Source organism: Pseudomonas sp. G3-39 (assembly GCF_054790485.1).
Map to the genome: position 1 here is coordinate 4,155,592 of NZ_CP186497.1, position 25,375 is coordinate 4,180,966.

The 25,375-nt window shown below is 62.1% G+C and carries 24 protein-coding genes; 9 read left to right on the forward strand and 15 right to left on the reverse strand.

Annotated features, from left to right (window positions below; genetic code table 11):
* Positions 1 to 27: 27 nt before the first annotated feature.
* The 3 genes from ACOYXG_RS18560 to ACOYXG_RS18570 form a co-directional block, all read right to left on the reverse strand.
* Positions 28 to 999 carry a L,D-transpeptidase family protein gene (locus tag ACOYXG_RS18560; protein ID WP_027613458.1) on the reverse strand — a complete coding sequence of 324 codons (972 nt, stop codon included), beginning with the start codon at positions 997 to 999 and terminating at the stop codon, positions 28 to 30.
* Between the two features lie 136 nt (positions 1,000 to 1,135).
* The gene (locus tag ACOYXG_RS18565) at positions 1,136 to 1,429 is read right to left on the reverse strand and encodes a hypothetical protein (protein WP_460353284.1); all 294 of its coding nucleotides are present in this window, start codon (positions 1,427 to 1,429) and stop codon (positions 1,136 to 1,138) included.
* Between the two features lie 57 nt (positions 1,430 to 1,486).
* Positions 1,487 to 2,092 carry an arylesterase gene (locus ACOYXG_RS18570; protein WP_007964780.1) on the reverse strand — a complete coding sequence of 202 codons (606 nt, stop codon included), beginning with the start codon at positions 2,090 to 2,092 and terminating at the stop codon, positions 1,487 to 1,489.
* A 10-nt stretch (positions 2,093 to 2,102) separates the two neighbouring features.
* On the opposite strand from ACOYXG_RS18570, the gene ACOYXG_RS18575 reads away from it, so the two are divergent.
* From ACOYXG_RS18575 to greB, 3 genes are read left to right on the forward strand one after another with little or no spacing between them, the layout of a single operon-like run.
* On the forward strand, positions 2,103 to 2,786 hold the full coding sequence (locus ACOYXG_RS18575) for an ABC transporter ATP-binding protein (protein WP_007964778.1): 684 nt from the start codon (positions 2,103 to 2,105) through the stop codon (positions 2,784 to 2,786).
* Complete coding sequence (locus ACOYXG_RS18580) at positions 2,786 to 5,290, forward strand: ABC transporter permease (protein WP_103368332.1); 2,505 nt, start codon at positions 2,786 to 2,788, stop codon at positions 5,288 to 5,290. Before ACOYXG_RS18575 ends, ACOYXG_RS18580 begins: the two co-directional genes overlap by 1 nt.
* Positions 5,291 to 5,324: 34 nt before the next feature.
* Positions 5,325 to 5,822: a transcription elongation factor GreB gene (greB, locus tag ACOYXG_RS18585; RefSeq protein WP_016770885.1), complete on the forward strand. Its 498-nt coding sequence runs from the start codon at positions 5,325 to 5,327 to the stop codon at positions 5,820 to 5,822.
* Between the two features lie 5 nt (positions 5,823 to 5,827).
* Here the strand turns inward: greB and ACOYXG_RS18590 are convergent, their stop codons facing one another.
* The 3 genes from ACOYXG_RS18590 to ACOYXG_RS18600 all read right to left on the reverse strand — a co-directional run bounded on the left by ACOYXG_RS18590 (position 5,828) and on the right by ACOYXG_RS18600 (position 8,349).
* Complete coding sequence (locus ACOYXG_RS18590; RefSeq protein WP_003226820.1) at positions 5,828 to 6,136, reverse strand: hypothetical protein; 309 nt, start codon at positions 6,134 to 6,136, stop codon at positions 5,828 to 5,830.
* A gap of 248 nt (positions 6,137 to 6,384) precedes the next feature.
* Entirely contained in the window at positions 6,385 to 6,819 is a 435-nt protein-coding gene (locus ACOYXG_RS18595; protein WP_007964771.1) for a DoxX family protein, read from the reverse strand.
* A gap of 108 nt (positions 6,820 to 6,927) precedes the next feature.
* Positions 6,928 to 8,349, reverse strand: a complete 1,422-nt coding sequence (locus tag ACOYXG_RS18600) for an MltF family protein (RefSeq protein ID WP_097088316.1) — start codon at positions 8,347 to 8,349, stop codon at positions 6,928 to 6,930.
* A gap of 235 nt (positions 8,350 to 8,584) precedes the next feature.
* On the opposite strand from ACOYXG_RS18600, the gene ACOYXG_RS18605 reads away from it, so the two are divergent.
* The 3 genes from ACOYXG_RS18605 to ACOYXG_RS18615 all read left to right on the forward strand — a co-directional run bounded on the left by ACOYXG_RS18605 (position 8,585) and on the right by ACOYXG_RS18615 (position 11,666).
* Positions 8,585 to 9,391 carry a TatD family hydrolase gene (locus ACOYXG_RS18605; RefSeq protein ID WP_460353290.1) on the forward strand — a complete coding sequence of 269 codons (807 nt, stop codon included), beginning with the start codon at positions 8,585 to 8,587 and terminating at the stop codon, positions 9,389 to 9,391.
* Positions 9,392 to 9,605: 214 nt separating this feature from the next.
* The gene (locus ACOYXG_RS18610; protein WP_460353293.1) at positions 9,606 to 11,087 is read left to right on the forward strand and encodes a methyl-accepting chemotaxis protein; all 1,482 of its coding nucleotides are present in this window, start codon (positions 9,606 to 9,608) and stop codon (positions 11,085 to 11,087) included.
* 213 nt (positions 11,088 to 11,300) lie between these two features.
* Positions 11,301 to 11,666: an Mpo1-like protein gene (locus ACOYXG_RS18615; protein WP_047295495.1), complete on the forward strand. Its 366-nt coding sequence runs from the start codon at positions 11,301 to 11,303 to the stop codon at positions 11,664 to 11,666.
* A 5-nt stretch (positions 11,667 to 11,671) separates the two neighbouring features.
* Here ACOYXG_RS18615 and ACOYXG_RS18620 read toward each other — a convergent pair whose 3' ends face one another.
* The 3 genes from ACOYXG_RS18620 to ACOYXG_RS18630 form a co-directional block, all read right to left on the reverse strand.
* Positions 11,672 to 12,466, reverse strand: a complete 795-nt coding sequence (locus ACOYXG_RS18620) for an acyl-CoA thioesterase (RefSeq protein ID WP_460353296.1) — start codon at positions 12,464 to 12,466, stop codon at positions 11,672 to 11,674.
* 227 nt (positions 12,467 to 12,693) lie between these two features.
* Entirely contained in the window at positions 12,694 to 13,461 is a 768-nt protein-coding gene (locus ACOYXG_RS18625; protein WP_460353299.1) for a CHAD domain-containing protein, read from the reverse strand.
* A 79-nt stretch (positions 13,462 to 13,540) separates the two neighbouring features.
* Complete coding sequence (locus tag ACOYXG_RS18630; protein WP_007963692.1) at positions 13,541 to 13,819, reverse strand: hypothetical protein; 279 nt, start codon at positions 13,817 to 13,819, stop codon at positions 13,541 to 13,543.
* Positions 13,820 to 14,035: 216 nt separating this feature from the next.
* Between ACOYXG_RS18630 and ACOYXG_RS18635 the strand changes: the two genes are divergently transcribed.
* A complete protein-coding gene (locus ACOYXG_RS18635) occupies positions 14,036 to 15,073 on the forward strand; it encodes a patatin-like phospholipase family protein (RefSeq protein WP_460353302.1) in 1,038 nt (345 codons plus the stop codon).
* A gap of 119 nt (positions 15,074 to 15,192) precedes the next feature.
* On the opposite strand, the gene ACOYXG_RS18640 is transcribed toward ACOYXG_RS18635, so the two are convergent.
* The 6 genes from ACOYXG_RS18640 to kdpF form a co-directional block, all read right to left on the reverse strand.
* The gene (locus ACOYXG_RS18640) at positions 15,193 to 15,888 is read right to left on the reverse strand and encodes a response regulator (protein ID WP_096794947.1); all 696 of its coding nucleotides are present in this window, start codon (positions 15,886 to 15,888) and stop codon (positions 15,193 to 15,195) included.
* 48 nt (positions 15,889 to 15,936) lie between these two features.
* A complete protein-coding gene (locus ACOYXG_RS18645; RefSeq protein ID WP_460353305.1) occupies positions 15,937 to 18,588 on the reverse strand; it encodes a DUF4118 domain-containing protein in 2,652 nt (883 codons plus the stop codon).
* A gap of 130 nt (positions 18,589 to 18,718) precedes the next feature.
* Positions 18,719 to 19,264 (reverse strand): potassium-transporting ATPase subunit KdpC, encoded by a 546-nt coding sequence (gene kdpC, locus ACOYXG_RS18650; RefSeq protein WP_097088328.1) that lies wholly within the window; start codon positions 19,262 to 19,264, stop codon positions 18,719 to 18,721.
* A gap of 131 nt (positions 19,265 to 19,395) precedes the next feature.
* Positions 19,396 to 21,459 carry a potassium-transporting ATPase subunit KdpB gene (gene kdpB / locus ACOYXG_RS18655; protein WP_049827884.1) on the reverse strand — a complete coding sequence of 688 codons (2,064 nt, stop codon included), beginning with the start codon at positions 21,457 to 21,459 and terminating at the stop codon, positions 19,396 to 19,398.
* Positions 21,460 to 21,469: 10 nt separating this feature from the next.
* Positions 21,470 to 23,164, reverse strand: coding sequence for a potassium-transporting ATPase subunit KdpA (gene kdpA / locus ACOYXG_RS18660; protein ID WP_460353308.1), 1,695 nt, complete (start codon positions 23,162 to 23,164; stop codon positions 21,470 to 21,472).
* A gap of 8 nt (positions 23,165 to 23,172) precedes the next feature.
* Positions 23,173 to 23,262 carry a K(+)-transporting ATPase subunit F gene (gene kdpF, locus ACOYXG_RS18665; RefSeq protein ID WP_007963673.1) on the reverse strand — a complete coding sequence of 30 codons (90 nt, stop codon included), beginning with the start codon at positions 23,260 to 23,262 and terminating at the stop codon, positions 23,173 to 23,175.
* A gap of 399 nt (positions 23,263 to 23,661) precedes the next feature.
* Here kdpF and eat point away from each other — a divergent pair, with 399 nt between their 5' ends.
* A complete protein-coding gene (eat, locus tag ACOYXG_RS18670) occupies positions 23,662 to 25,026 on the forward strand; it encodes an ethanolamine permease (protein ID WP_007963671.1) in 1,365 nt (454 codons plus the stop codon).
* Between the two features lie 127 nt (positions 25,027 to 25,153).
* A complete protein-coding gene (locus ACOYXG_RS18675) occupies positions 25,154 to 25,321 on the forward strand; it encodes a DUF2897 family protein (RefSeq protein ID WP_003226857.1) in 168 nt (55 codons plus the stop codon).
* The last annotated feature ends 54 nt before the right edge of the window (positions 25,322 to 25,375 follow it).

Here is a 25,375-nt window from a genome sequence, read left to right on the forward strand (position 1 = left end):
TGCACGCGCCTGCGGGTTTTGATCGACTTACTGCTGCAGGTCGATCGGGGTGTTCGAGACCATCGGCGCCGAGGTATTCGGTGTGCCGATTTCAGTTGGCAGGCCATCTTCGGCCGCTACCACATCACGCACGACATCCCAGTTCACGCGCAGGTTGTTGGTGACATCTTCGCGCTTGAGCATCGCATTGATCACTGCAGTGTGCTTGTCGACCACCGACGGGTTGCCCTTGTCATCGATGGGTGTGTGCGCTTCCAGATAGACCTTGCCGCCACTGCTGCCGAACTTGTACGCATCGTTGAGAATGCGCACCGAAGTGCCGACCGGCACCATGGCCGCCATTTCCAGCACGTTGTTGTTGAACATGCGGAAGCAGCCGTGGCTGGTGCGCATGCCGATGCCGAACTTCTTGTTCGAACCGTGGATCAGGTAGCCCGGAGTGCCCAGGGTGAACTTGAACGGCCCCAGCGGGTTGTCCGGGCCGGCCGGTACCACGTTCGGCAGCGGATCACCGTCGGCGGCGTGCTCGGCCTTGATCGACGCCGGAGGGGTCCAGGTCGGGTTCGGCGTCTTGGCAGTGATCGAGGTGTGTGCGATTGGCGAGCCCCAACCTTCACGCCCAATCCCCAGCGGGAAGGTGTACACCACGTTCCGGCCTTTCGGGTAGTAGTAGAGGCGGTACTCGGCGAGGTTGATCACGATGCCTTCGCGTGGACCCGGCGGCAGAATGAACCGGGTCGGCAGGACGATTTCGGTACCGGCGCCCGGCAGCCAGGCATCGACGCCCGGGTTGGCCGCGACCATTTCCGAATAACCCAGGTCGTACTTGGTGCCCAGGTCAGCGAAGGTGTCTTCGTATTTGGCCTTGATCACCTGCACCTGGCCGATGATGTCCTCACCGGGTGGTGGCAGGGGAAACTCCAATGCAGCAACGGGACCGGCCACACACAGGGCGGCAAGTGACAGGCAGCGGGTGACGGCAGGAAAGCGCGGCAACATCCGGAAAATCCTTCGCATGATCAACAAGGGTATAAGAGCGCGATTGTACACCGCACCTCGGGAATTCGGGGAGATGCGCCGATGGCCAGCCAGAAGTCTTCATGTAGGAGCTGTCGCAGGCTGCGATCTGTTGATCCTAGAGTTCGAAACGCAACTCAGGCCAGATCGGCGAGGTGCCGCGCTTCTGCGACTCGAGAATCGCCCGGCACAACGAACACAGACGCTGATCCTGAAACACCCGACGATCCACACTCGACAAACGCGGTTGGGCTGGAAGCAGACTGCCACACAACGTGCGGTCTGCCGAGCCACCGAGTTCGAGCTGACGGGTCACCAGATGCACCCGCACTTCCTGGCAGGCGAACAGATCCAGCTGTTCGTCAGGCTCGATCAGTTGGTAGGCAAACAGGGACCAGGCAGGACGCGGCATCGGGGGCTCCAAATAAGGGGGCGCCACATTAGCCGAAAGCCTGCCACTAGAAAAGCCTCATAACAGCGGTTTTAGCGTCGGCCAGACATTTTCCAGCAACTTGCCCTGAGCCCCGGCGGCCGGGTGCAGACCATCGGCCTGCATCAGCTCGGGATGCCCACCCACGCCGTCGAGGAAAAACGGCACCAGCGGGATTTTTTTATCGTCCGCAAGTTTGCCGTAGACCTCGGCAAAGGCATCGGTGTAACGCTTGCCGTAGTTGGGCGGCAATTGCATGCCCAGCAGCAACACCTTGGCGCCACTCTGGCGCGAGCTGTCGATCATCGCCGCAAGGTTTTGTTGCAATTGCGTTGGCGGCATTCCGCGCAGGCCATCATTGCCCCCAAGCTCGAGGATCACCAGTTCCGGCTTGTGCTCTGCAAGCAGCGCCGGCAGGCGCGCCTGGCCTCCGGCACTGGTGTCGCCGCTGATCGAGGCATTGACCACTTTGTCGTCAAAACCCTCCTGCTTGAGCCGTTGCTCGAGCAGCGATACCCACCCCAGGCGGGTATCCAGTCCGAAACCGGCGCTGATACTATCGCCAACGATCAGGACAGTACCCGCCGCTGCGTTCTGGGCCATGCACATCAAGGCCAGGCCAGCACTCAAAAACCAAACACGCATCGGATTCTCCATGGGCGCAAGCATTCTCACCGCGAAGAACCTCAGCAAAGTGGTTCCCAGCGCGGAAGGTGAACTGACTATCCTGCACGAACTCAGCCTGGAACTGAACCAGGGCGACAGCCTGGCCATCGTCGGCGCGTCCGGTTCCGGCAAATCCACCCTGCTCGGCCTGCTCGCCGGCCTCGACCTGCCAAGCAGCGGCGAAGTCATCCTCGCGGGGCAAGGCCTGAGCAATCTCGACGAAGACCAGCGCGCGCGCATCCGTGCCGAACACGTGGGTTTCGTCTTTCAATCCTTCCAGTTGCTCGACAGCCTCAACGCCCTGGAAAACGTCATGCTGCCGCTGGAACTCGATGGCCGCAAAGACGCCCGCGAACGCGCCACCGAACTGCTGCAACGGGTCGGTCTCGGCCAGCGCCTGACACACTCGCCGCGCCAGCTCTCCGGCGGCGAACAACAGCGCGTGGCGATTGCCCGGGCTTTCGCTGCCGAGCCGGACGTGCTGTTCGCCGACGAGCCCACCGGCAACCTCGATAGCCACACCGGCGAGCGCATCAGCGACTTGTTGTTCGAACTGAACAAGGAACGCGGCACCACCCTCGTGCTGGTGACCCACGACGAACGCCTGGCCCATCGCTGCCGGCGCCTGATCCGACTTGAAGCCGGGCTGCTGGTTGCCCCTCTGGAGCCTTGATGGCACGTCTGCCGCTGTTGCGTCTGTTCAGTCTCGCCCTACGTCAACTCATGCGCGATGCCCGCGCCGGCGAATTGCGCGTGTTGTTTTTTGCCTTGGTCGTGGCTGTCGCGGCGAGTACTGCCATCGGCTACTTCGGCGCCCGCCTCAACGGTGCGATGATGCTGCGCGCCACCGAGTTCCTTGGCGCCGACCTGGTGCTTGAGGGCAGCTCGCCGGCCCGCGACGAACAGATTCGCAGCGGTACCGAGCTGCGCTTGAATCATGCGCAGGTGGTGGAGTTTTCCAGCGTCATTGCCACCGACAACGGCATTCAGTTATCGAGCATCAAAGCCGTCGACCGCGCCTACCCGCTGCGCGGCGAGCTGAAAAGTGCCCCGGCCCCGTTTGCCGCTGAAACCTCGGGCGGCGAGCCGCAACCCGGTGAAGCGTGGGTTGAAGCTCGTCTGCTGACTGCGCTGGATCTGAAGATCGGCGACAGCATCGACGTCGGCATGAAAACCCTGAAGCTGACCCGCGTGCTGACTTACGAGCCGGATCGCGCCGGCAACTTCTACAGCCTCACGCCTCGGGTGATGATCAACCTCGAGGACCTCGCCGCCACTGGTGTGGTCCAGCCCGGCAGCCGCGTGAGTTATCGCGAGTTGTGGCGCGGCGAACCGCAGGCGCTGGAAACCTACCGACAACTGCTCAAACCCGGTCTGGCCGCCAATCAGCGCATTCAGGATGCGCGCGACGGTAACCGGCAGATCGGCGGCGCGCTGGGCAAGGCCGAGCGCTACCTGAACATGGCCAGTCTGGTCGCGGTGCTGTTGGCCGGCGTGGCCGTGGCGCTGTCGGCCAACCGCTTCGCCAGTCGCCGCTTCGATGCCAGTGCCTTGCTGCGCTGCCTTGGTTTGTCGCGTCGGGAAACCATGTTGCTGTTCAGCATTCAACTGACCGTACTCGGCCTGTTCGCTGCCCTCAGCGGCGCAGTGCTCGGCTGGCTGGCGCAACTGGGCCTGTTTGCCCTGCTGCATGATCTGCTGCCAGCGGACGTCCCGCCCGGCGGTCTGTTTCCGGCGCTCGCCGGGATCGGCACCGGGCTGGTGGCGCTGGCCGGCTTCGCCCTGCCGCCACTTGCCGCGCTGGGTCGGGTGCCACCGCTGCGGGTACTGCGCCGCGACATGCTGCCGATTCCGTCGAGCACCTGGATGGTCTATGGCGCGGCGCTGGGTGCACTGGGCCTGATCATGTGGCGCCTGAGTCTGGATCTGCTGCTGACCTTCGCCCTGCTTGGCGGTGGCGTGGTCGCTGCGCTGGTGCTGGGTGGCTTGCTGCTGTTGTTGCTCAACAGCCTGCGCCGAATGCTCGCCCGCGCGCCGCTGCCGTGGCGTCTCGGTCTGGGCCAGTTGTTGCGTCATCCGCTGGCGGCGGCCGGGCAAGCGCTGGCGTTCGGTTTGATCCTGCTGTCGATGGCGCTGATCGCCCTGCTGCGTGGCGAGCTGCTCGACACCTGGCAAAACCAGTTACCGAAAAACGCCCCCAACTACTTCGCCCTGAACATCCTGCCGGCGGACAAACAGGCCTTCACCGATCACTTGATCAAGGTGTCCGCACAAGCGGCGCCGCTGTACCCGGTGGTGCCGGGACGGCTGATCAGCATCAACGGCGAACCGGTGCAGCAGATCGTCAGCAAGGATTCGGCCGGCGACCGTGCCGTGCAACGTGACTTGAGCCTGACCTGGGCCGCCGACCTGCCGGCCGGTAACAAGCTCACCGCCGGTACGTGGTGGACCGGGCAACCCTCGGACGACGTACCGGGCGTGTCGGTTGAAGGTAAAGTCGCCGAAAGCCTCAAGCTCAAACTCGGCGATCACATGGTGTTCAGCGTCGGCGGGGTCAATCGTGAAGCGAAAGTCACCAGCCTGCGCGAGATCAACTGGGACAACTTCCAGCCGAACTTCTTCATGATCTTCCAGCCCGGCACCCTGAAGGATCTGCCGGCGACTTACCTGACCAGTTTCTATCTGGCCCCCGGTCACGATCAGCAGATCGTCGAGCTGTCGCGAGCCTTCCCGGCGGTGACCATCCTTCAGGTCGAAGCCTTGCTCGAACAACTGCGCAGCATCCTCGCCCAGGTCACCCTGGCGGTGGAATACGTGTTGTTGTTTGTGTTGGCGGCGGGGATGGCGGTGCTGTTCTCCGGCTTGCAGGCAACCCTGGATGAACGCATTCGCCAAGGTGCGCTGCTGCGTGCGCTGGGCGCCCAACGGCAGTTGCTGATCAAGGCGCGGCGCATCGAGTTCGGCTTGCTCGGTGCGGTCAGCGGCTTGCTCGCGGCCATCGGTTCGGAAGTGGTGAGTCTGGTGTTGTATCGCTTTGCCTTCGATCTGCCATGGCATCCGCATCCGTGGTTGCTGATGCTGCCGTTGATTGGCGCCGCGCTGATTGGCGGTGCCGGCGTGTTCGGCACACGTCGAGCGCTGAATGCGAGTCCGCTGACAGTCTTGCGCGAGGGTTGATAGACTCCAGCCTTCGTCACCACAAGAAGTTGCCATGAGCCGTTATCGCCCTCCCCGCACCGCCGGCACCGCGCTGATCACCCCTGAAGGTGAAGCGCGGATGCGCGCCGAATTCCATGAGCTGTGGCATGTGCGCCGCCCGCAGGTAACGCAAGCGGTCAGCGAAGCAGCGGCGCAGGGTGATCGTTCGGAAAACGCCGAGTACACCTACGGCAAGAAAATGCTGCGCGAGATCGACAGCCGCGTGCGATTTCTCACCAAGCGTCTCGAAGCACTGAAGGTCGTCAGCGAAAAACCCAGCGATCCGAACAAGGTCTACTTCGGCGCCTGGGTCACCATCGAGGACGAAGACGGCAAGCAATCACGCTACCGCATCGTCGGCCCGGATGAACTGGATCTGAAACTGGGTCTGATCAGCATCGACTCACCACTGGCCCGCGCCTTGATCGGCAAGGCGCTGGACGCCGAAGTCCGGGTACAGACGCCAACCGGTGAGCAGTTTGTCTATATCGTGGCGATCGAATATCCCTGAGCGTTTCAGCGGCGGGTGATCAAACCCTGCCGCGCAACGCGGGTCAGTTGCTTGATCATTTCCGGCGCGTCTTCAGCGCTCGGTGCCTGAATCACCGCCAGGTCAAAACTGTCACTGGCAAACCGCGCCAGCGACTCGCCATCTTCAACGAACTGGATCAGGAACGCGGCAGGACCGCCGCTGCGACGTGGCCAGCCATCGAGATAACGCAACAGCGTTGGCTGATGTTTGCCGCCAAGCAGGATTTTCGGGTTGCGCTGGGTGATATGTGCCGTGATCGGCGCGGGACGTGCTGGAGGGCGTAGTGCATTCATCGTGTCGTGTCTCTGCCTCAAAAGTCTGCATGGCAGGTGAGAGGCAACACCGAACCAGCGCTTTAGCGGTATTTCGAAGCCCTGTTCCGGCTTCTGACGGCAACTGTCTGAGTCACCTGGCGCCCCGCAAGTAGCTGTTTAAATCGGCGCATGAGCAACATCCTAGATAACGTGACCGATGAGTGTCAAGAATCGGCCGCAACAAAAAAGGCCCGCACAATGCGGGCCTTTTGCTTGAGCCAGAGCGCTCAACCGGCGATGGCGCGATCCACCGACAGCTTGCCGGCGCCTTCGATCATCACCGCGAGGCTGCCACCGAGCAGCGCCAGGGCGAACTCGTAACCGTTGTTGGCCATGAACAGACCGTTGCTGATGTGTACGGTAAAGATCGCCACCAGCGACAGGAAGGTCAGACCCAGCGCCGCCGGGCGCACCAGCAGGCCGATGATCAGCGCCAGACCGGCGAAGAACTCGGTACCGCCGGCCAGCGTGGCCATCAGGTAACCCGGGTGCAGACCGATGCTGTCCATGTATTGCGCGGTGCCCGCCAGACCGTAACCACCGAACAGACCAAACAGTTTTTGCGAACCGTGGGCGGCGAAGATCACGCCGACCGCGATACGCAGAATGGTCAGGCCGTAACCGGCGCGAGTGAACAGAACCTTGTTGATCAGAGAGCTCATGGGGCATTCCTTGTTTTGCGATAAGTGTGTTGGGATTGGCCGCTATATTAATCAGTTAAATTCATGTTAAAAGCGCAATTATTCCGCCATAACAATCAAATTATTAGATCATTTCCGTGAAGCGACTTTCTGTCCCCGGGGCTCCAGCGACTCCCGCTCCCGGTCGAACGCCAAGTAATACTTGTTCACGCTATTAACATAGCTGACGGGGCCCATGCCCACCTGCTCCATGGCGATGCGCTCGACCTGAAAGAACCACTGGTTCGGATTCAGCCCGCGCCGCCGTGCCTCGGCACGCATGCCCTGCACCCGCTCCGGGCCGATGTTGTAGGCCGCCAGGGTGAAGGCCATGCGCTCGCGCTCATTGAGTTTCGGACTGTTGAAAAACTTGCGGCGAATCATCGCCAGGTACTTGGCCCCGGCCTGCACATTCGCATCGAGATTCTGGATGTTGTTCACACCGACTCGCTGCGCTGCGGACGGGGTGATCTGCATCAACCCGGTCGGACCACTGCCACTGCGGGCGCTGGGTTGCAGGGCTGACTCCTTGAAGGCCAGCGCCGCCAGATTCAGCCAGTCCATGCTTTGCGCGTCGGCGTGTTTTTGCAGGGTCGGGCGCAGTTTTTCCAGACGCTGGCGGTCAGCCTTGGCCAACGGATAGTGCACTTGGTAGAGCCGTCGATAGATCCGCAGAAACTCTGCATCCTCGTTCGCCGGCTTCCTGTAGCCGCCCAGGAAGCGATCGATGCTCGCCCGCAGCATCGAGGCATCCCGGCGCACGAACCAGTATTCCTCACCCGGTTCGCTGATCATCAACTGCCGGTCGAAACGCAGCTTGGGCAGAATCTTGCCCCAACGCTCGGCGATCGGTTGCTCGACGATGGTCAGGTGGAAGATCCCGCCCTGCACCATCTCCAGCACGTCTTCAACGGCCAGCGTCGGATCGACCCATTCGATCTTGATCGGCGCCAGTTTGTGCAACGCCAGTTTCTGATTGAGCTGGCTGACCGCCTCCCCCGCCGCACTGCCGGTGGGCAAGGCCAGGGTTTTGCCGGAAAGCTGCTCGACCTTGGTGTAACGGCGCTCGCCTTTGATGCCGACCAGCACCAGCGGCACGTTGCTGGCGATCGGCTCACTGCTGGCCACCGCGTGGCCGGGTTGCAGATCGAGCAGCTCACCGGGCGCGACCAGATCACCTTCACCACGCTGCAACGCGCCGAGCAGCTGATCCTTGGCTTTGGGAATGATCTTGAGGGTAATTTCCTGACCATCGCGGGCGTGGCCATTGAGGTATTGCTCGAAGGCGCGCAGGCGATGGTATTCGACGCCGATGGCCTGACCCTGGACTTCACCGGAACTGTTGCGACTCTGATTGACCAGCACGCGCAACACGCGACTGCTGCGGATCTCCGACAGGTCACGAACCTTGGCGGCCGGCACGGCTTGCTGTGGCCCGGGCAAGCGCGCAACCGCCGTTATCGGCAGCAGCAGTGACGCGCACAACAGGAGCAAAACCGAGGGACGATGCATCCACTCTCCGGAAAAAATACGGGGCGATTTCACCGCTGAACGGTCGAAATCACCGACGAAAACAGAGCGCCTGGAGCGCTGGCAAAGTGCGAGAGACTGGCACAGCGATGGCTTTTCTGCCAACCCGGGCTACGTCACGGCATCAAAAGACAGCTATAACTCGTTGTAGTTCTTGGCTTTTCTTATAAATCTACAGCTCTGGTATGCTTTCCGGCCTTCGGCCCGAGGTAGAACCATGCAACTCATCGATATCGGCGTCAACCTGACCAACCCCAGTTTCGCCGAAAAACATCAGGCCGTGCTCGACCGCGCCTACGCTGCAGGGGTCTGCCAACTGGTGCTGACCGGCACCAGCGTCGAGAGTAGCGAGCAGGCGCTGGAGCTCTGCCGGCAACTGGATAAAAGCGGCCAGCGGCTGTTTGCCACCGCTGGCATTCACCCGCATTCGGCCAGTGACTGGAACGCTGACAGCGCGCGTCGTTTGCGCAGTCTGCTGCAAGAGCCAAACGTGGTCGCCGTGGGTGAATGCGGACTGGATTTCAACCGTGATTTCTCGCCGCGCCCGCAACAGGAAAAAGTCCTCGAAGAACATCTGGCGCTGGCGGTAGAACTGCAGTTGCCGGTGTTCCTGCACGAACGTGATGCCAGTCAGCGTCTGCTGGAAATCCTCAGGGACTTCCGCGATCAACTGCCCGCCGCCGTGGTGCACTGCTTTACCGGCGAGCAAAAAGCCCTGTTCAGTTACCTCGATCTGGACCTGCACATCGGCATCACCGGCTGGATCTGCGACGAGCGCCGGGGCACGCATCTGCACCCGCTGGTCAAGGAGATCAAGCGCGGACGACTGATGCTCGAAAGCGACGCGCCGTACCTGTTGCCTCGCACCTTGCGCCCAAAGCCGAAGAACGGCCGCAATGAACCGGCGTATCTGACCGAGGTGCTGCGCGAAGTGGCGCTGCATCGGGGCGAGACCGAGGAAGATCTGGCTGCGCACACAACGGCGTGTGCCCGCGCGTTCTTCAACCTCCCCGCCCTGCCCTGACACGCCAGAATCCCCCTGTGGGAGCGGGCTTGCTCGCGAAAGCGGTGTATCAGGCAGAAATGAGCTGAATGACACACCGCATTCGCGAGCAAGCCCGCTCCCACAAAGGGGCTCAGCGTAGAACCTGTTGACCTGTATCAAGATCTTCAGATCTGCATAGCGGCACAATGCTGGCACCTTGCCAAAACTGTTTCCGCTATCAGAGAAGACCTCCATGGGTGCCTGGCTTAGCAATATCTCGCTGAAATACAAATTCTGGGCGGTCAATGCGGTCGCTTTCGTCACCACCCTGCTGCTGGTGCTGTATGCCGTGCAGCTTGAGCAGCAGGCACGCAGTCACGCGTCGAAAACCTCCGCGCAAGCCCAGGCACAATTGCTCAAGGCCTGGCCGACCGGGCAGGCGTTGCCCAAGGCCGATCAGGTACTGACCTTCAAACGCGGTGAAGCGCCGCGCCTCAACGATCAACCCGTGCTGGAGATCAGCGATAGCAACGGCTGGAACGAGATCAATCATCTGCCGCTGTTCGGCAACAACCCGCTGCTGGGCGCTGAAGTGTTCAGCCGTGGCGACGGCCAGCAAGTCGCGGTCATCGCCTATGGCCCGAGCCTGGCGCAAGTGTTCAGCGAACGCTTTGCCAACTACGCGGTGGCGGTGTTCATCCTGATGCTGGCCATGCTCGGCGCCTCGCAACTGCTGATCCGCTTCCTGCTCAGTCAGCTCAACACCTTGAAAGACGTGATGCTGCATGTAGAGAAGAGTGGTGACCTCTCGGCCCGTGTGCCGCTGGCCTGCAAGGACGAAGTCGGGCAAATGGCCAATGCGTTCAACGCGATGCAGGCCGGTTATCAGCGCGTGGTCACCACCGTTGCCAAAACCGCGCGGCAACTGGACGTCGGCGCTGCGCGTCTGGCGGCGAGCATGAACGAGGTGCGCCACGGCATGCTCGGTCAACAGAGCGAAACCGATCAGGCCGCCACTGCGATCAATGAAATGACCGCCACGGTTTATCACATCGCCCAGCACGCCGGTGCCACCCGCGACCTGTCGCAGACCGCCGATGGTCTGGCCGGCAGTGGCCAGCAAGTGGTCAGCCGCGTGCAACAGTCGATTGCCGGACTCTCCAGCGGTGTGCAGCAGACTGCCGAAATGATCCAGCGCCTGGCCGAAGACAGCCAGAAGATCAACGGCGTAGTCAGTGTGATTCACAGCATCGCCGAGCAAACCAACCTGCTGGCGCTGAACGCCGCCATCGAAGCGGCGCGTGCCGGCGAGATGGGCCGTGGTTTTGCGGTGGTCGCCGACGAGGTGCGCAATCTCGCCAAGCGCGTGCAGACCTCCACCGATGAAATCACCACCATGGTTTCGGCGCTGCAGGCCGGCACCCGCGATGCGGTGGACTTCATGCAGGAGAGTTCGTACAAGGCCGACGACTGCGTGCAGCAGGCGCAGGAGGCTGGCGAGGCGCTGGCGGAAATCACTGGCGCGGTGGCGCAGATGCGCGAGAGCAACACGCAGATTGCGGTGGCGGCGGAGCAGCAGAGTCAGGTCGCGGAAGAGATGAATCGGGCGGTGGTAAGCATTCGTGATGTGACCGAAAACACCGTGCAACAGACCGTGGATTCGGCGACTACCAGTAATGAGTTGGCGACGTTGGCCGGGGAATTGAGCAAGGCCATCGGTCAACTCAAACTTTAAGGGACTCATCGCGAGCAGGCTCACTCCTACAGGGGATTTGTGTGCGCAGCAGATCCTTTGTAGGAGTGAGCCTGCTCGCGATGGCGTCAATTGCAACACCATCGAATCCAGCCATTGCACCTATTACCACCATAGCCAACCTTGATTCGCCGCCCCACCCGCCCCGGCCTATTCTTCAAGCATGTGTTCAACATGGATCGAGGAGTAGTCAACATGGGCAAACGTCACCCCAATCTTCCCGCGTGGCAATGGCGCGCGTACCCGAACAATCACCAGCATCCGACCAATCTGGTGCTGCACCTGATTGCCGTGCCGCTGTTCATCGTTGCATTTCTGTTGATCGTGTCCGGCGTGTTCAGCTTGAGTCTGGCCAGTGTCGCCATCGGTGTGATCGGTATCGTCGCGGCGCTGGGTCTACAGCGCCACGGCCACAGCCTGGAGGCGCAAGCCTCCGAGCCGTTCAGTGATCGTAAAGATGCCGTGTCGCGCTTGCTGGTCGAGCAGTTTCTGACCTTTCCGCGGTTTTTCCTCAGTGGCGGCTGGTGGCGCGCCTGGCGGGAGCGCCACCGTCGGCATTGAGTGACTCAGGCAAAAATCGTCACGGTCTGCCGACTCATGGCGATCAACTCTCCCTCCGCGCTCCACAGCTTGGCGGCGACATGACCATAGCCGTCGGCGGCGTATTCGATGTCTGCCAGATATTTGCACCAGTCCAAGGTGCTCAACTCGCGTAACGGCTGAACGAATTCGATGGTCCAGGTCAGCGTACTGCCCGGTGCCGGTTTCTTCAGGTACGGCAACAAGGCCGGTGGCCACGCATCCACCAGCGCCAGCAGATGCGCCTCATTGACCGGCTCTTCCTTCACATCGCCACGCAAACGCACCCAGCCGCCCATCTGTCGCGACTTGTTGCCGGTGAACGGCATGCCGCCGACACTCCAGCGCATCGCCAGATGCCGCATGAATTCCGGGGTCACGCCCTTGATGTAGGGCAACTCCTGGCATTCGTCCCAGTGTTTCATTTCGGCTGCCGGATAGGCGGCAACGGCCACTTCCGAAGGTCGCGAAGCGCCGAAGCTGCCCTGCACAATTGTCACCACCTGACCGTTCTGCACAGCCCGGCCCAGCACCTGGCTGACCGCTTTACCTTCGCGCAACACGTCAACTTCGAAACGCACCGGAATTTCCGGCTCGACCGGGCCGACAAAAGTGATCGCCAACGAACGCACCGGGCGATCCGCCGGCACATTCGCGCGCATGGTCTCGTATTGCAGCGCCGCCACCAGGCCACCAAAACTGGCTCGCCCCTGACCCCACTCGGCGGGAATGGTCACTTCTGGCTGGCGACGAACCGCCTCGATCAGATCGGAAAAGCGCATGACAACCTCGGCAAGCGAAAAAAGGAATGCAGCGATCTTAACCAGCATGGCAGAGCGCCGCAGCGTCTATTCCGGTCAAATGGACTGACAGAAAGGCCTTAAGGTCAGGAAGATATTCGAATGTGGGAGCGGGCTTGCTCGCGAAAGCGGTGTGTCAGTCACCGATCTGTCTACTGATACACCGCTTTCGCGAGCAAGCCCGCTCCCACAAAGGTTCTATGGAGAATTCAGGATTTGAAGCAGGCAGTGCTGAGTTTGTCGAGCACCCGATCGGCCTTGGCTTCTGCCTTGATCAGGCCCGCCTGCCAGGTCGCGACGCACGGTTGCAGATCGCTTTCCAGTTCGGCCCGCGCCAGCCACTGCCAGCAATCGTGCCAGTCACCCAGCGCGCCCTGCGCCGACTTCAACCGCGCCAGCGCCGGCTCAGGCAGGCGATCGAGTTCCGGATAGGCTTCGATGCCATAACGCACGCGCTTGATCAGCAAGCGCAGACGATGGCGGTCGTGGGCCGGATCGTGCAGGGCCTCGTCGAGCTTCTTCCATTGTTTGTGCAGGCGTTTTTCGATGCGTTTGCCCAGATCCTTGAGCAGCCCCTGACGCTCGGAAGCACGCAGGAATCGCGGGAAGGCATCGAGGATAATCAGCAGCGAAGCCACTTCGGCGCTCGCTGCCAATGCTGGATAGGCTTCGTCCATTTGCGCCATGCGTCGCTGTGCGGCTTGCGGTTGATCATGCTTGAGCAGGTACGCCGCCAGTACCTCGCGATCGCGCCACGGGGTGGTCAACTGACCGACCGCCGAGGCGGCACCTTCCAGTTGCTCGACTCCGGGCAAACCACGCAAGGGTCGCAACAGGCTGCGCAAGCGCCGCACCGTGGTGCGCAAGTCGTGCAGCGCCTCAGGGTCGGTACGCGCAGTCAGTCGCGCCTGACAGGCCAGCAGCCGCACTTCCAAGCTCAGGACATGAGCCACCAACCGATCCACCAACGCAGACATCACTTGCTCCTGATTCACATGGCTTGAAGGATGAGTCTGCCGTCAGAAGGCAGGCGCATCCTTGCGTCAAGTCAGCAGCTTAGCGCCCTGCGCGGGATTCGCGAATATAGAAACGGGCTTTCTCGGCCTTGTTGCTGCAGCCTTCAAAGCCTTCGAATTGCTGCTGAGTCTTGGCCGCCGTCAGCAACGACAGCGCCTTGGAGTAGCTGACCGTGCCGGCGAAACCCTCGGCCTTGGCCAGGTCCAGTTCATGCCACGCCGCATCCAGCTGACTGCCACAGCTGTCCCGATAAGCAGTCTTGCCCGCGCAACCGGCCAATGCCAGCGCGATCAACGGCACACAGATCCAGGCTTTCATCACTCACACCTCAAAATAGGTCAACAGTCGTGCAGGTAAGACGTTGCGGCGCGGGAAAAGTGCCTTGGCGCCCCATGAATCTGCGGCGACCAAAGCATAGCGCCGAGCGGTCACGGAGTATCGAAAAAACGACGCTCCTGCCGTCTCCAGCGACCCTGCCGATTGTCGCCCGCCCCCCGAAGGGTGCATTGTGGAGCCTTGTCGGGAGGAAGTTTGATGAAAAAGCGTGTCGCACTGGTGCTGGGCTCCGGTGGCGCCCGGGGCTATGCCCATATCGGGGTCATTGAGGAGATCGAAAGACGCGGTTACGACATTGCCTGCATTGCCGGTTGTTCGATGGGCGCGGTGGTCGGCGGGATCTATGCGGCGGGCAAACTTGACGAGTACCGCACCTGGATCGAAACCCTCGACTATCTGGATGTGCTGCGGCTGGTAGATGTGAGTTTTCGCCTCGGGGCGATACGTGGCGAAAAGGTCTTCGGGCAGATCCGCAAGATCGTCGGCGAGATCAATATCGAAGACCTGCGCATTCCCTACACCGCCGTCGCTGCCGACTTGACCAACCAACAGGAAATCTGGTTTCAGGAAGGCTGCCTGCATCAGGCGATGCGCGCCTCGGCGGCAATTCCCAGCCTGTTCACCCCGGTGATGCAAGGCAACCGGATGCTGGTGGACGGCGGCATTCTCAACCCGTTGCCGATCGTGCCGGTGGTCTCCAGCCACTGCGACCTGATCATCGCGGTCAACCTCAACGCGACCAACCAGCGCCACTACAAATTGCCGGTGATTCAGCGCCCGCCCGCGTTTCGTTCGGGCTTCGACAGTTTGCTCAGTTCGCTGGGTTCGAAGATGCCGTTCCGCCGCAAACAGGCCGAGCAATTGCTGTTGCTGGAACAGGAAGCGCTGCGCGCCGAAGCCGCCGACATCAACCCGTGGCTGGAAGGCAGCGAACCGGAAAGTCAGCAACCGGCAGCCGCCCCTGAGCGCGAAGGCGCACCGAAGTCCGCCACCGGTTCTTTCATCATCGACAACGTCGGGCCGGCGTCACTGCTGGACCTGATCAACCAGAGTTTCGAGGTGATGCAGACCTCGTTGGCGCAGTACAAGATCGCCGGCTATCCGCCGGACATTCTGATCAATGTGCCGAAGCGCGTGTGCCGGTTTTTCGAGTTCTACAAGGCGCCGGAACTGATCGCGCTGGGGCGGGAGATTGCGCGGGATACGCTGGATCGGTATGAGAGTGAGCAGGGTTGATCGGGCCTGATTTCTCGGGTGTGTTTGATGACATCTTCGCGAGCAGGCTCGCTCCCACAGGGGATTTGTGAACGACGCAGATCCAGTGTGGGAGCGAGCCTGCTCGCGAAGAGGCCAGATCAGCCAACATCACTCAACAACCGATATCCAACCCCCGCCTCCGTCACAATAAACCGCGGCCGCGTCGGATCATCCGCCAGCTTCTGACGCAAATGCCCGACCACAATCCGCAAGTAGTGACTGTCCTCGGTATGCGTCGGCCCCCAGATGTCCTTGAGCAATTGCTGCTGGGTGATCACCCGGCCCGGATGCCGTGCCAGTTGCGCCAACACTGCGTATTCCTTGCGAGTCAGCGCCACTTCGGCACCGTCGAGCAGCACTCGTCGATAGGCCAGATCCACGGTCAATGGGCCGAACGTCAGCGCCGCTTGCTGGGCCTCGCCGGCCGGTGCCTGACGCAACAACGCGCGAACCCGGGCGAGAAACTCCTGAATGCCGAACGGCTTGGTCACGTAATCATTGGCGCCGCCATCCAGCGCCTGGACTTTCTGCCCTTCGCTGGCCCGCACCGAAAGCACCAGCACCGGCGCGGTGGCCCACTCGCGAAACTCGCGCAGCACCTGCTGGCCGTCCATGTCCGGCAGGCCGAGGTCGAGCACCAGCAGGTCGGGCTTGTTCAGCGCCGCCTGGGCCAGCCCCTCGGCGCCGGTGCCGGCCTCCAGCACTTTGTAGCCTTGTGAGGCGAGGCTGATGCGCAGGAATTTACGGATCTGCGGTTCGTCATCGATGACCAAAATGGTCGCGGTCTGGCTCATGAATTCACATCAACACAAAAGATTGGGAAGAGAGTAGCGCAGTCGTGATCAGGCTTCATTGTCCATCCCCGGTTGCGTCTGCAACGGCAGGTGCAGAGTGATGCTGGTGCCGCGCCCGTCAATGCCGTCGGCGACACTGATCCGCCCGCCATGCGCGCCGACCATGCCCTGACAGATCGCCAGTCCCAGACCGGTGCCCTGCCCACCGCGATCGCCACGCGCGGCGGTGTAGAACATGTCGAAAATTTTCGCTCGCTCGTCCTCGGGAATCCCCGGCCCCTCATCGCTGACCGTGAAGAAAATCTCGTCTTCACTCGCCCCGGCACTCAGTTGCAAACGACCGTGAACCGGCGAGAAGCGTGCGGCGTTTTCCAGCACATTGACCAGCGCCTGCTCGATCAGCGCCGCATGCACGAACAGCAGCGGCAACTCGGACGGCACGTCGGTGCTGACCTGCAACGGCGCAAGCACCGCACGCAGGCGATTTAGCGAACTGCCGACGATGTCCGCCGGCGCTACCCAGTCGCGCGCGAGCTTCAATGCACCGTGGCCGAGGCGGGTCATGTCCAGCAGGTTCTGAATATAGCGATCGAGGCGTTCGGCTTCGTCGCGGGTGCCTTCGAGCAACTCGCGGCGATCCTCCAGCGGAATCGCTTCGCCGAGGGCCAGCAGACTGTCGATGCTGCCGCGCATGGCGGTCAGCGGTGTGCGCAGATCATGCGATACCGAGGCCAGCAGCGCACTGCGCAATTGCTCGGTTTCGCCGTGCAGGCGCGCAGCTTCCAGATCGTCCGCCAGTTGCGCACGGGCCAGTGCCTGAGCCAGTGGCTGACTCAAGGCAGTGAGCAAGCGTCGACGCTGTCCGCTCAAGGTCTGGCCTTCTTTGGCGCAGACCCCGAGCAGCGCCAGCGGCCCGTCCTCCACCGACAGCGGCCACCACCACCAGCGACCGAACGGCAGCGTGCCGGTGCCCATGCCGGCCGGTTGATCGTGTTGCCAGGCCCAGTCGGCGGCGGCGCGTTCCGATTCGCTGAATTCCAGAGGCCCGCCGGTCTCGACTTTCCAGCCGCCCTGGCCGTCGCGGTTGAGCAGGCACAATTGCAGATCGCTCCAGCCGTTGAGGTGCTGCGCAGCAGCGCTGATCACTGCCTGACGATCCGTCGCCGCAGTCAGTTTGCGCGACAGGTCGAGCAGCTCCGTGGTCTCTTCTTGCGTATCGCGCAATGCCTGCAACTGCCGCCGCTGACGCGCCGCGAGGTTGCCAGTGAGCGCCGCCATCAGCAGGAAGAACAGCAAGGTCAGAACGTCTTCTTCACGCTGGATGGCGAAGGAAAAATTCGGCGGAATGAACAGGAAGTCGTAGGTCAGAAACGACAACGCCGCGCAGGCCAGCGCCGGGCCCAGGCTGCTGCGCACCGCCACCAGCAACACCGCCGCGAGGAACACCAACGAGATGTTCGGCAGCGGCAAAATACTCGATACCGCCCAGGCCAGGGCACTGGCCAACAGCGTGGCAACCAGCGCCAACAGATAGTCGAACCAGACCAGCGTCGGCGTAGTTCTCAGGCGCGATTGCGGGTGTTCATGGTCGTTGTCGAGGACGTTGATTTCCAGGCCGTGGGCCTGGCGCAGCAAACGCGCGGCGAGCCCGCCACCGAACAGGCGACGGCGCAGACTCGGCCGCGACTGCCCGACCAGCAGCAGACTCGCACGGCGTTCGGCGGCATGCTGGATCAGGGTTTTCGCCACTTCGCCGGCGCGCAGCAATACCACTTCGCCGCCGAGGCGTTCGGCCAGTTGCTGGGCATTTTGCAGGCGCAGGCGCGATTGCTCGTCGCGCACTGTGCCGTTGTCGACATGCACCAGACTCCACGGTAAATGCCGACGCTGGGCGACGCGGCTGGCGTGACGCACCAGGCGTTCGGCATGCGCATCGCCATCAACGCCGACCAGCAAACGCCCGCGCACCGCTGGAGCTGCCTGACCAAGTTGGCGGTAGCCTTGAGCGAGATCGTTATCGACCTGCGCGGCCGCCGTTTGCATCGCCAGTTCGCGCAACGCGGTGAGGTTGGTCTGGGTGAAAAACGCATCGATCGCCGCCCGCGCCTGTTCTGGCACGTAGACCTTGCCTTCGCGCAGACGCTCCAGCAATTCACGCGGCGGCAGGTCGATCAGCAGCAGTTCGTAGGCTTCCTGCAGCACCCAGTCCGGCAGGGTTTCGCGCACCTGCACACCGGTGATCCCGCGCACCTGATCGTTGAGACTTTCCAGGTGCTGGACGTTGACCGTGGTGTAGACGTCGATGCCGGCGGCGAGCAGTTCCTGAATATCCTGCCAGCGCTTGGTGTGACGACTGCCGGGGGCGTTGGTGTGCGCCAGTTCGTCCACCAGTACCAGCTTGGGTTTGGCTGCGAGCAGGCCGTCGAGGTCCATTTCTTCGAGCATCACGCCACGGTATTCCGAGCGCACCAGCGGCTGCTGCGGCAAACCGCCGAGCAGCGCTTCGGTTTCCGCACGACCATGGGTTTCGACGACGCCGGCGATGATTTTCACGCCCTGGCGCAATTGCGTGTGCGCGGCCTGGAGCATCGCGTAGGTCTTGCCGACCCCGGGGGCGGCGCCGAGGAAAATCTTCAGCCGGCCACGGCCGTCGCGGGGCAGGTCTGCTAACAGCGCGTCGGCGCGGCCGGAGTCGCTCATGCTTGATGTTCTCTCTTCCAGATAGTTATGCGGTGTTCTTTCGGTCCTCTTCGCGAGCAGGCTCGCTCCCACATTTGGAACACGTATTCCTGTGGGAGCGAGCCTGCTCGCGAATGGCCGCGCCGCCGGTTCAGAGTTTTTCCAGCGCCATGTTCAGCTCCAGCACATTCACCACCGGCGGCCCCACCAGCGGCTGTTCGATGTGCGCATCGAGCAGTTGCTGCAAGGTCGCCACCGGCAAGTTGCGCGCTTGCGCGACACGCGCCAGTTGATAGGCAATTGCCGCCGGTGGCAAGTGCGGATCGAGGCCGCTGCCGGAGGTGGTCAGCAGCGCCAATGGCACCGGCCCCTGGCCGGGCACCTGCAACTTGTTGGCGTCGTCGATTACCCGAGTGGCCAGCGCCGGATTGCTCGGCGCGAGGTTGCTGGCGCTGCTGGACACGGTGGCAAAGGCGCCCGCCGAAGGGCGCGGATGGAACCACGCATCACCGACGAAATCCTGGGCGATCAACGACGAGCCGCGCACCTTGCCATCGGCGTCGTGCACCAGGCTGCCATTGGCCTGTTCAGGGAAAGCGACCTGCGCAACGCCGGTCACCACCAGTGGATAGGCCACGCCGGTGATCAGGGTCATCAGCACCAGCAGGCTCAGGGCCGGACGTATCATTGTGGACATTGCAAAATCCTCGAATTCAGAAAGCGGATACCGCGTTAATTCAGGTGGACCGAGTCGACTTCATCGCCAGCAGGCTGGCTCCCACAGGAGGCCGCATTGCAAATGTGGGAGCGAGCCTGCTCGCGAATGGATCACACCAAATGCAAAGCCGTGAGCAGCATGTCGATCGCCTTGATCCCCACGAACGGCACCAGAATCCCGCCCAGTCCGTAGATCAGCAGGTTGCGCCGCAGCAGCGCCGCGGCACTCGCTGCCTGTACGCGTACGCCACGCAATGCCAGTGGAATCAGCACCACGATGATCAGGGCGTTGAAGACGATCGCCGAGAGGATCGCGCTCTGCGGACTGGTCAAGTGCATGATGTTCAGCACGCCCAGTTGCGGATAGATCGCGGCGAACAGCGCCGGTAGAATCGCGAAGTATTTGGCGACGTCGTTGGCGATGGAAAACGTCGTCAGCGCGCCACGGGTCACCAGCAATTCCTTGCCGATCTGCACCACGTCCAGCAGCTTGGTCGGGTCGCTGTCGAGGTCGACCATGTTTGCGGCTTCGCGTGCGGCTTGCGTGCCGTCGTTCATCGCCATGCCGACGTCAGCCTGTGCCAGCGCCGGGGCGTCGTTGGCGCCGTCGCCGCACATGGCGACCAGACGACCGTCGTTCTGCTCAAGACGGATGCGCGCCAGTTTTTTCTCCGGGGTTGCTTCGGCCAGCACGTCATCGACGCCCGCTTCAGCCGCGATGGCCGCAGCGGTCAACGGGTTGTCGCCGGTGACCATCACCGTGCGAATCCCCAGTTTGCGCAGCTCGGCAAAACGCTCGCGAATGCCTGGCTTGACCACGTCCTTGAGATGGATCGCACCGAGCAGCTTGCCGTCGGCGCAGACCAGCAACGGCGTACCGCCGCTCTGGGCAATCTTGTCGATTTCCCGCGACAGCGCCGGGGCCAGATCGGAGCGTTGTTGGCCGAGGAACGACAGCAGCGAATCGACTGCGCCCTTGCGATACACGCGGCCCTGATAGTCGACACCGGACAAGCGGGTTTCCGCACTGAACGGCACGGCAGTCAACGTATCCAGTGCCGGCTCGGTTTGCGGATGCAGACCGCGCAGGTACTCGACGATGGATTTGCCTTCGGCGGTTTCGTCCGCCAGCGAGGCAAACAACGCGCCTTCGGCCAACTCGCGACCACTCACGCCCGGCGCCGCATACACCGCGCTGCAACGGCGGTTACCGAAGGTGATGGTGCCGGTCTTGTCCAGCAGCAACACGTGCACGTCACCGGCCGCCTCCACGGCGCGCCCGGACTTGGCGATCACGTTCAGGCGTACCAGTCGATCCATCCCGGCAATACCGATGGCGGACAACAGGCCACCGATGGTGGTCGGAATCAGCGTGACCAGCAGCGCCACCAGAAACACCAGCGGCAGGTTGCCGTTGGCGAAATGGGCGAACGGCTGCAGGGTCACCACCACCAGCAGGAAGATCAGGGTCAGGCCGATCAGCAGGATATCCAGCGCGACTTCGTTCGGGGTCTTCTGGCGTTTGGCGCCTTCGACCAGCGCGATCATACGGTCGAGGGTCGATTCACCGGGGTTGGCGGTGATCTTCACCAGCAGCCAGTCGGACACCAGACGCGTGTTGCCGGTAACCGCGGAGCGATCGCCGCCGGACTCGCGAATCACTGGCGCCGATTCACCGGTGATCGCCGCTTCGTTGACCGCCGCAATGCCTTCGATGACTTCGCCGTCACCGGGGATCATCTCCCCCGCTTCGACGCGCACCACGTCGCCTTTGCGCAGGCTGGCGGCGGGTACCACCTGAAAGCTGCCATTGGCCAGTTTGCGCCGCGCGCTGAGGCCTTCGCTGCCGGCCTTGAGGCTGTCGGCGCGGGCCTTGCCGCGACCTTCGGCCAAGGCCTCGGCGAAGTTGGCGAACAGCACCGTGAACCACAGCCACAGGGCAATCTGCGCGGCGACGAACGTCGGCACGACGTTGTCCGGGATGAAGCACAGCACGGTGGTGAAAATCGCCGTCAGTTCGACCACCAGCATCACTGGCGAACGCACCAGTTGGCGCGGGTCGAGCTTGACGAAAGCTTGCACCAGCGCCGGACGCCACAGGGCCGAGATCGCGGTTTTCGGTGCTTCTGCCGACTGGGTCGGCACCGCAGGTTTTGCAGGAACATGCATATTCATCATCGATTCCTTAGAAGCCCATGCTCAAGTGTTCAGCAATCGGACCGAGCGCCAGGGTCGGCAGGAAGGTCAGGCCGCCCACCAGCAAAATGGTCACGGTCAACAGGGTCACAAACAGCGGGCCGTGGGTCGGGAAGCTGTTCTGGCCGATCGGTGCGGTTTTCTTCATCGCCAGGCTGCCGGCCAGGGCCAGAACCGGCAGGATGTAACCGAAGCGACCGATCAACATGCCCAGACCGAGCATCAGGTTGTGGAACGGGGTGTTGGCGCTCAGGCCACCGAACGCCGAACCGTTGTTCGCGCTGGCCGAGGTGTAGGCATAGAGCAACTGGCTGAAACCGTGCGGGCCGGGGTTGCTGATGGTCGCCGCCGGGCCAGGCAGAGCAGCCGCGATGGCGCCGAGTACCAGCACGCCCACCGGCATCACCAGCAAGGTCACCACCAGCAATTGCACTTCCCGCGCCTGCAATTTCTTGCCCAGGTATTCCGGGGTGCGGCCAATCATCAGGCCGGCGAGGAACACTGCGATCAGCACGTTGAGCAACATGCCGTAGAGCCCGGCACCGACGCCGCCGAAGATCACTTCGCCGACCATCATGTTGACCAGCGCGACCATGCCGCTGAGCGGGTTGAGGCTGTCATGCATGCCGTTGACCGAACCGTTCGACGCCGCAGTCGTGGTCACTGACCACAGCACGGTGGCGGTGGTACCGAAGCGTGCTTCCTTGCCTTCCAGTGGCGCGGTCTGTTCGACCGCGACATTGTTCAGCGCCGGGTTAGGCTGATATTCGGCCCACAGCGACGTCGCGCCGCCGATCAGGAACAGTGCGAGCATGCAGGCGATGATCGCGCGGCTCTGACGCTGGTCTTTCACGTAATGACCGAAGGTGAACACCAACGCCACCGGGATCAGGATGATTGAAGCGACTTCGAACAGGTTGCTCCACGCGGTCGGGTTCTCGAACGGATGCGCCGAGTTGACACCGAAGAAGCCACCGCCGTTGGTGCCCAGTTGCTTGATCGCAATCTGGCTGGCCGCCGGGCCGAGCGGGATCACTTGATCGACGCCCTGCATGGTGACGGCATTGACGTATTGCGCGAAGGTCTGCGGTACGCCCTGCCACACCAGGTACAGCGCCAGCAGCAGGCACAGCGGCAGCAGGCCATAGAGGGTGGCGCGGGTCATGTCGACCCAGAAGTTGCCCAGAGTCTTGGTTGACTTGCGACCGATGCCACGGCACAACGCAACCAGCACGGCGAGACCGGTGGCGGCACTGACGAAGTTCTGCACGGTAAGGCCGACCATCTGACTCAGGTAGCTGAGGGTCGCTTCACCGCTGTAGGACTGCCAGTTGGTGTTGGTCATGAAGCTGACCGCGGTGTTGAACGCCTGAGTCCACTCCTGGCCCGGCAGGTTTTGCGGGTTCAGCGGCAGGTGATCCTGAAACAACAGGATCGCGAACAGCAGCAGGAAACCGGCGAGGTTAAACGCGAGCAAGGCCAGCGTGTACTTCTGCCAGCTTTGTTCAGCCTGCGGATCAACCCCGGCAATTCGATAGCAACCGCGCTCGACCGGGCCGAGAATCGGCGTCAGCCAGGTGCGCTGACCTTCCATAACCTTGTAGTAAAAGCGCCCGAGGAACGGCGCCGGCAGCAAGACCACCGCAAAAAACGCGAGGATCAGCCAATAGTCATAACTGTGCATAGCCGCTCCTAGTTCCGATCCGCGCGCAACAGCGCAACCAACAGATAAATGAACAGCCCGGCTGCCAACAGCAGGGACACCCCGTCCAGAACGCTCATGGAAGATCTCCGTTTTACGGCGTATTGCCGCGTGTGGAGGCATTGTCGGAAAGGAGGCTGTAAAGGAACGAGACCGAGGGAGTTGGCTGGGCATAAAGAAAGCGTAAAGAGTGGGTTTATGCTCGCGTTACAGCGGGGTTTTGCGCCGTATGGGCTAGCCTCTTCGCGAGCAGGCTCGCTCCCACATTTTGAAATGCATTCCCCTGTGGGAGCGAGCTTGCTCGCGAAGACGGCATAACCGACAACATCGCACCCAACTGGCGCACAAAAAACGCTCATCCAGCCGCGAACATCCCCGATACGACAGCTTTCAGCGCATTACGACCTGACTCCCAGCAATGGCACGCCCACTGCACACGCCCTCCCCCGAGCTTTCCAAACCGTTCCGGGAGCATGCGCATGAACACACAACTCAAACCCACGCTGGGCACCTTGCACCTGTGGGGCATCGCCGTCGGGCTGGTGATTTCCGGCGAGTATTTCGGCTGGAGTTACGGCTGGGGCGTGGCAGGCACGCTGGGTTTTCTGGTGACCTCGTTCATGGTCGCGACCATGTACACCTGTTTCATCTTCAGCTTCACTGAACTGACCACGGCGATTCCCCATGCGGGTGGGCCGTTCGCTTACAGCCGTCGTGCGTTCGGTGAGAAAGGCGGGCTGATCGCCGGGCTGGCCACGCTGATCGAATTCGTTTTCGCACCTCCGGCGATTGCGCTGGCGATCGGCGCCTACCTGAATGTGCAATTTCCAGCGCTCGACCCGAAACATGCGGCAGTCGGCGCCTATATCGTGTTCATGACCTTGAACATCCTCGGGGTGAAACTGGCCGCGACGTTCGAACTGATCGTCTGCGTGCTGGCGGTGATCGAATTGCTGGTGTTCATGGGTGTGGTCGCGCCAGCGTTCAGCTTCAGCAGTTTTGCGTTGAACGGCTGGGCCGGCTCCGATGTGTTCGGGCCGCCAGCGATTGCCGGGATGTTCGCCGCGATTCCATTTGCGATCTGGTTTTTCCTCGCCATCGAAGGCGCGGCGATGGCTGCCGAAGAAGCCAAGGATCCGAAGCGCACGATCCCCAAGGCCTACATCAGCGGGATCCTGACCCTGGTGTTGCTGGCGATGGGCGTGATGTTCTTCGCGGGCGGCGTCGGTGACTGGCGCACCCTGGCGAACATCAACGATCCGTTGCCGCAGGCGATGAAGACCGTGGTCGGCGACAATTCCGGCTGGCTGCACATGCTGGTGTGGATCGGTCTGTTCGGTCTGGTGGCGAGTTTCCACGGGATCATCCTCGGCTACTCGCGGCAGTTCTTCGCCCTCGCCCGCGCCGGTTACCTGCCGGCGTCGCTGGCGAAACTCTCGCGCTTCCAGACCCCGCACCGGGCGATCATTGCCGGCGGCATCATCGGCATCGCCGCGATCTACAGCGATGGTTTGATCAACCTCGGCGGCATGACCCTCACTGCGGCGATGATCACCATGGCCGTGTTCGGCGCGATCGTGATGTACATCATGAGCATGCTCAGCCTGTTCAAATTGCGTAAATCCGAACCCAATCTCGAGCGGACTTTCCGTGCGCCGTGCTATCCGCTGATTCCGCTGATCGCACTGGTGCTGGCGGTGGTGTGTCTGATCGCCATGGCCTGGTTCAATGCACTGATCGGGCTGATTTTCCTTGGCTTCATGGCGGTCGGCTTCGGCTACTTTCTGCTCACCGGGCAACTGCGCGCTGACGCTCCGGCCGATGCGATGCTGACCGGCCGCTGAGGGATTTCGGGTACACCGGGCTTAACCGGCCTAGAATGGAACCACTGCGAACTCACTTCGCTCAAAGTGGTATGCAGCGTCGCTGGCGAAACCCTCGCCCGTCGAGCTGCCATTAAGGAGAGCCGTTATGCCCTGGTATGCCTGGTTGATTCTGGTCGTTGCAATCGGCTCGATCGTTGGCGGATTGATGATGCTGCGCGACACTGCCAACAAGGTTGAACTGACCGATGAAGAACGCAAACGCGTTGCGCAGCGCAATGCCGAAGCGGACATCAAGGACGCGCAGGATCGCTGAACGAAAAACCCCGCCTGAATCGGCGGGGTTTGTTTTTTTGCGGCGTATTAACTC

Bases quoted from the DNA above. Each gene is read 5' to 3' on its own strand.
- ACOYXG_RS18560 (WP_027613458.1), bottom strand. From the start codon at position 999: ATGTTGCCGCGCTTTCCTGCCGTCACCCGCTGCCTGTCACTTGCCGCC.
- ACOYXG_RS18565 (WP_460353284.1), bottom strand. From the start codon at position 1,429: ATGCCGCGTCCTGCCTGGTCCCTGTTTGCCTACCAACTGATCGAGCCT.
- ACOYXG_RS18570 (WP_007964780.1), bottom strand. From the start codon at position 2,092: ATGCGTGTTTGGTTTTTGAGTGCTGGCCTGGCCTTGATGTGCATGGCC.
- ACOYXG_RS18575 (WP_007964778.1), top strand. From the start codon at position 2,103: ATGGGCGCAAGCATTCTCACCGCGAAGAACCTCAGCAAAGTGGTTCCC.
- ACOYXG_RS18580 (WP_103368332.1), top strand. From the start codon at position 2,786: ATGGCACGTCTGCCGCTGTTGCGTCTGTTCAGTCTCGCCCTACGTCAA.
- greB (WP_016770885.1), top strand. From the start codon at position 5,325: ATGAGCCGTTATCGCCCTCCCCGCACCGCCGGCACCGCGCTGATCACC.
- ACOYXG_RS18590 (WP_003226820.1), bottom strand. From the start codon at position 6,136: ATGAATGCACTACGCCCTCCAGCACGTCCCGCGCCGATCACGGCACAT.
- ACOYXG_RS18595 (WP_007964771.1), bottom strand. From the start codon at position 6,819: ATGAGCTCTCTGATCAACAAGGTTCTGTTCACTCGCGCCGGTTACGGC.
- ACOYXG_RS18600 (WP_097088316.1), bottom strand. From the start codon at position 8,349: ATGCATCGTCCCTCGGTTTTGCTCCTGTTGTGCGCGTCACTGCTGCTG.
- ACOYXG_RS18605 (WP_460353290.1), top strand. From the start codon at position 8,585: ATGCAACTCATCGATATCGGCGTCAACCTGACCAACCCCAGTTTCGCC.
- ACOYXG_RS18610 (WP_460353293.1), top strand. From the start codon at position 9,606: ATGGGTGCCTGGCTTAGCAATATCTCGCTGAAATACAAATTCTGGGCG.
- ACOYXG_RS18615 (WP_047295495.1), top strand. From the start codon at position 11,301: ATGGGCAAACGTCACCCCAATCTTCCCGCGTGGCAATGGCGCGCGTAC.
- ACOYXG_RS18620 (WP_460353296.1), bottom strand. From the start codon at position 12,466: ATGCGCTTTTCCGATCTGATCGAGGCGGTTCGTCGCCAGCCAGAAGTG.
- ACOYXG_RS18625 (WP_460353299.1), bottom strand. From the start codon at position 13,461: ATGTCTGCGTTGGTGGATCGGTTGGTGGCTCATGTCCTGAGCTTGGAA.
- ACOYXG_RS18630 (WP_007963692.1), bottom strand. From the start codon at position 13,819: ATGAAAGCCTGGATCTGTGTGCCGTTGATCGCGCTGGCATTGGCCGGT.
- ACOYXG_RS18635 (WP_460353302.1), top strand. From the start codon at position 14,036: ATGAAAAAGCGTGTCGCACTGGTGCTGGGCTCCGGTGGCGCCCGGGGC.
- ACOYXG_RS18640 (WP_096794947.1), bottom strand. From the start codon at position 15,888: ATGAGCCAGACCGCGACCATTTTGGTCATCGATGACGAACCGCAGATC.
- ACOYXG_RS18645 (WP_460353305.1), bottom strand. From the start codon at position 18,588: ATGAGCGACTCCGGCCGCGCCGACGCGCTGTTAGCAGACCTGCCCCGC.
- kdpC (WP_097088328.1), bottom strand. From the start codon at position 19,264: ATGTCCACAATGATACGTCCGGCCCTGAGCCTGCTGGTGCTGATGACC.
- kdpB (WP_049827884.1), bottom strand. From the start codon at position 21,459: ATGAATATGCATGTTCCTGCAAAACCTGCGGTGCCGACCCAGTCGGCA.
- kdpA (WP_460353308.1), bottom strand. From the start codon at position 23,164: ATGCACAGTTATGACTATTGGCTGATCCTCGCGTTTTTTGCGGTGGTC.
- kdpF (WP_007963673.1), bottom strand. From the start codon at position 23,262: ATGAGCGTTCTGGACGGGGTGTCCCTGCTGTTGGCAGCCGGGCTGTTC.
- eat (WP_007963671.1), top strand. From the start codon at position 23,662: ATGAACACACAACTCAAACCCACGCTGGGCACCTTGCACCTGTGGGGC.
- ACOYXG_RS18675 (WP_003226857.1), top strand. From the start codon at position 25,154: ATGCCCTGGTATGCCTGGTTGATTCTGGTCGTTGCAATCGGCTCGATC.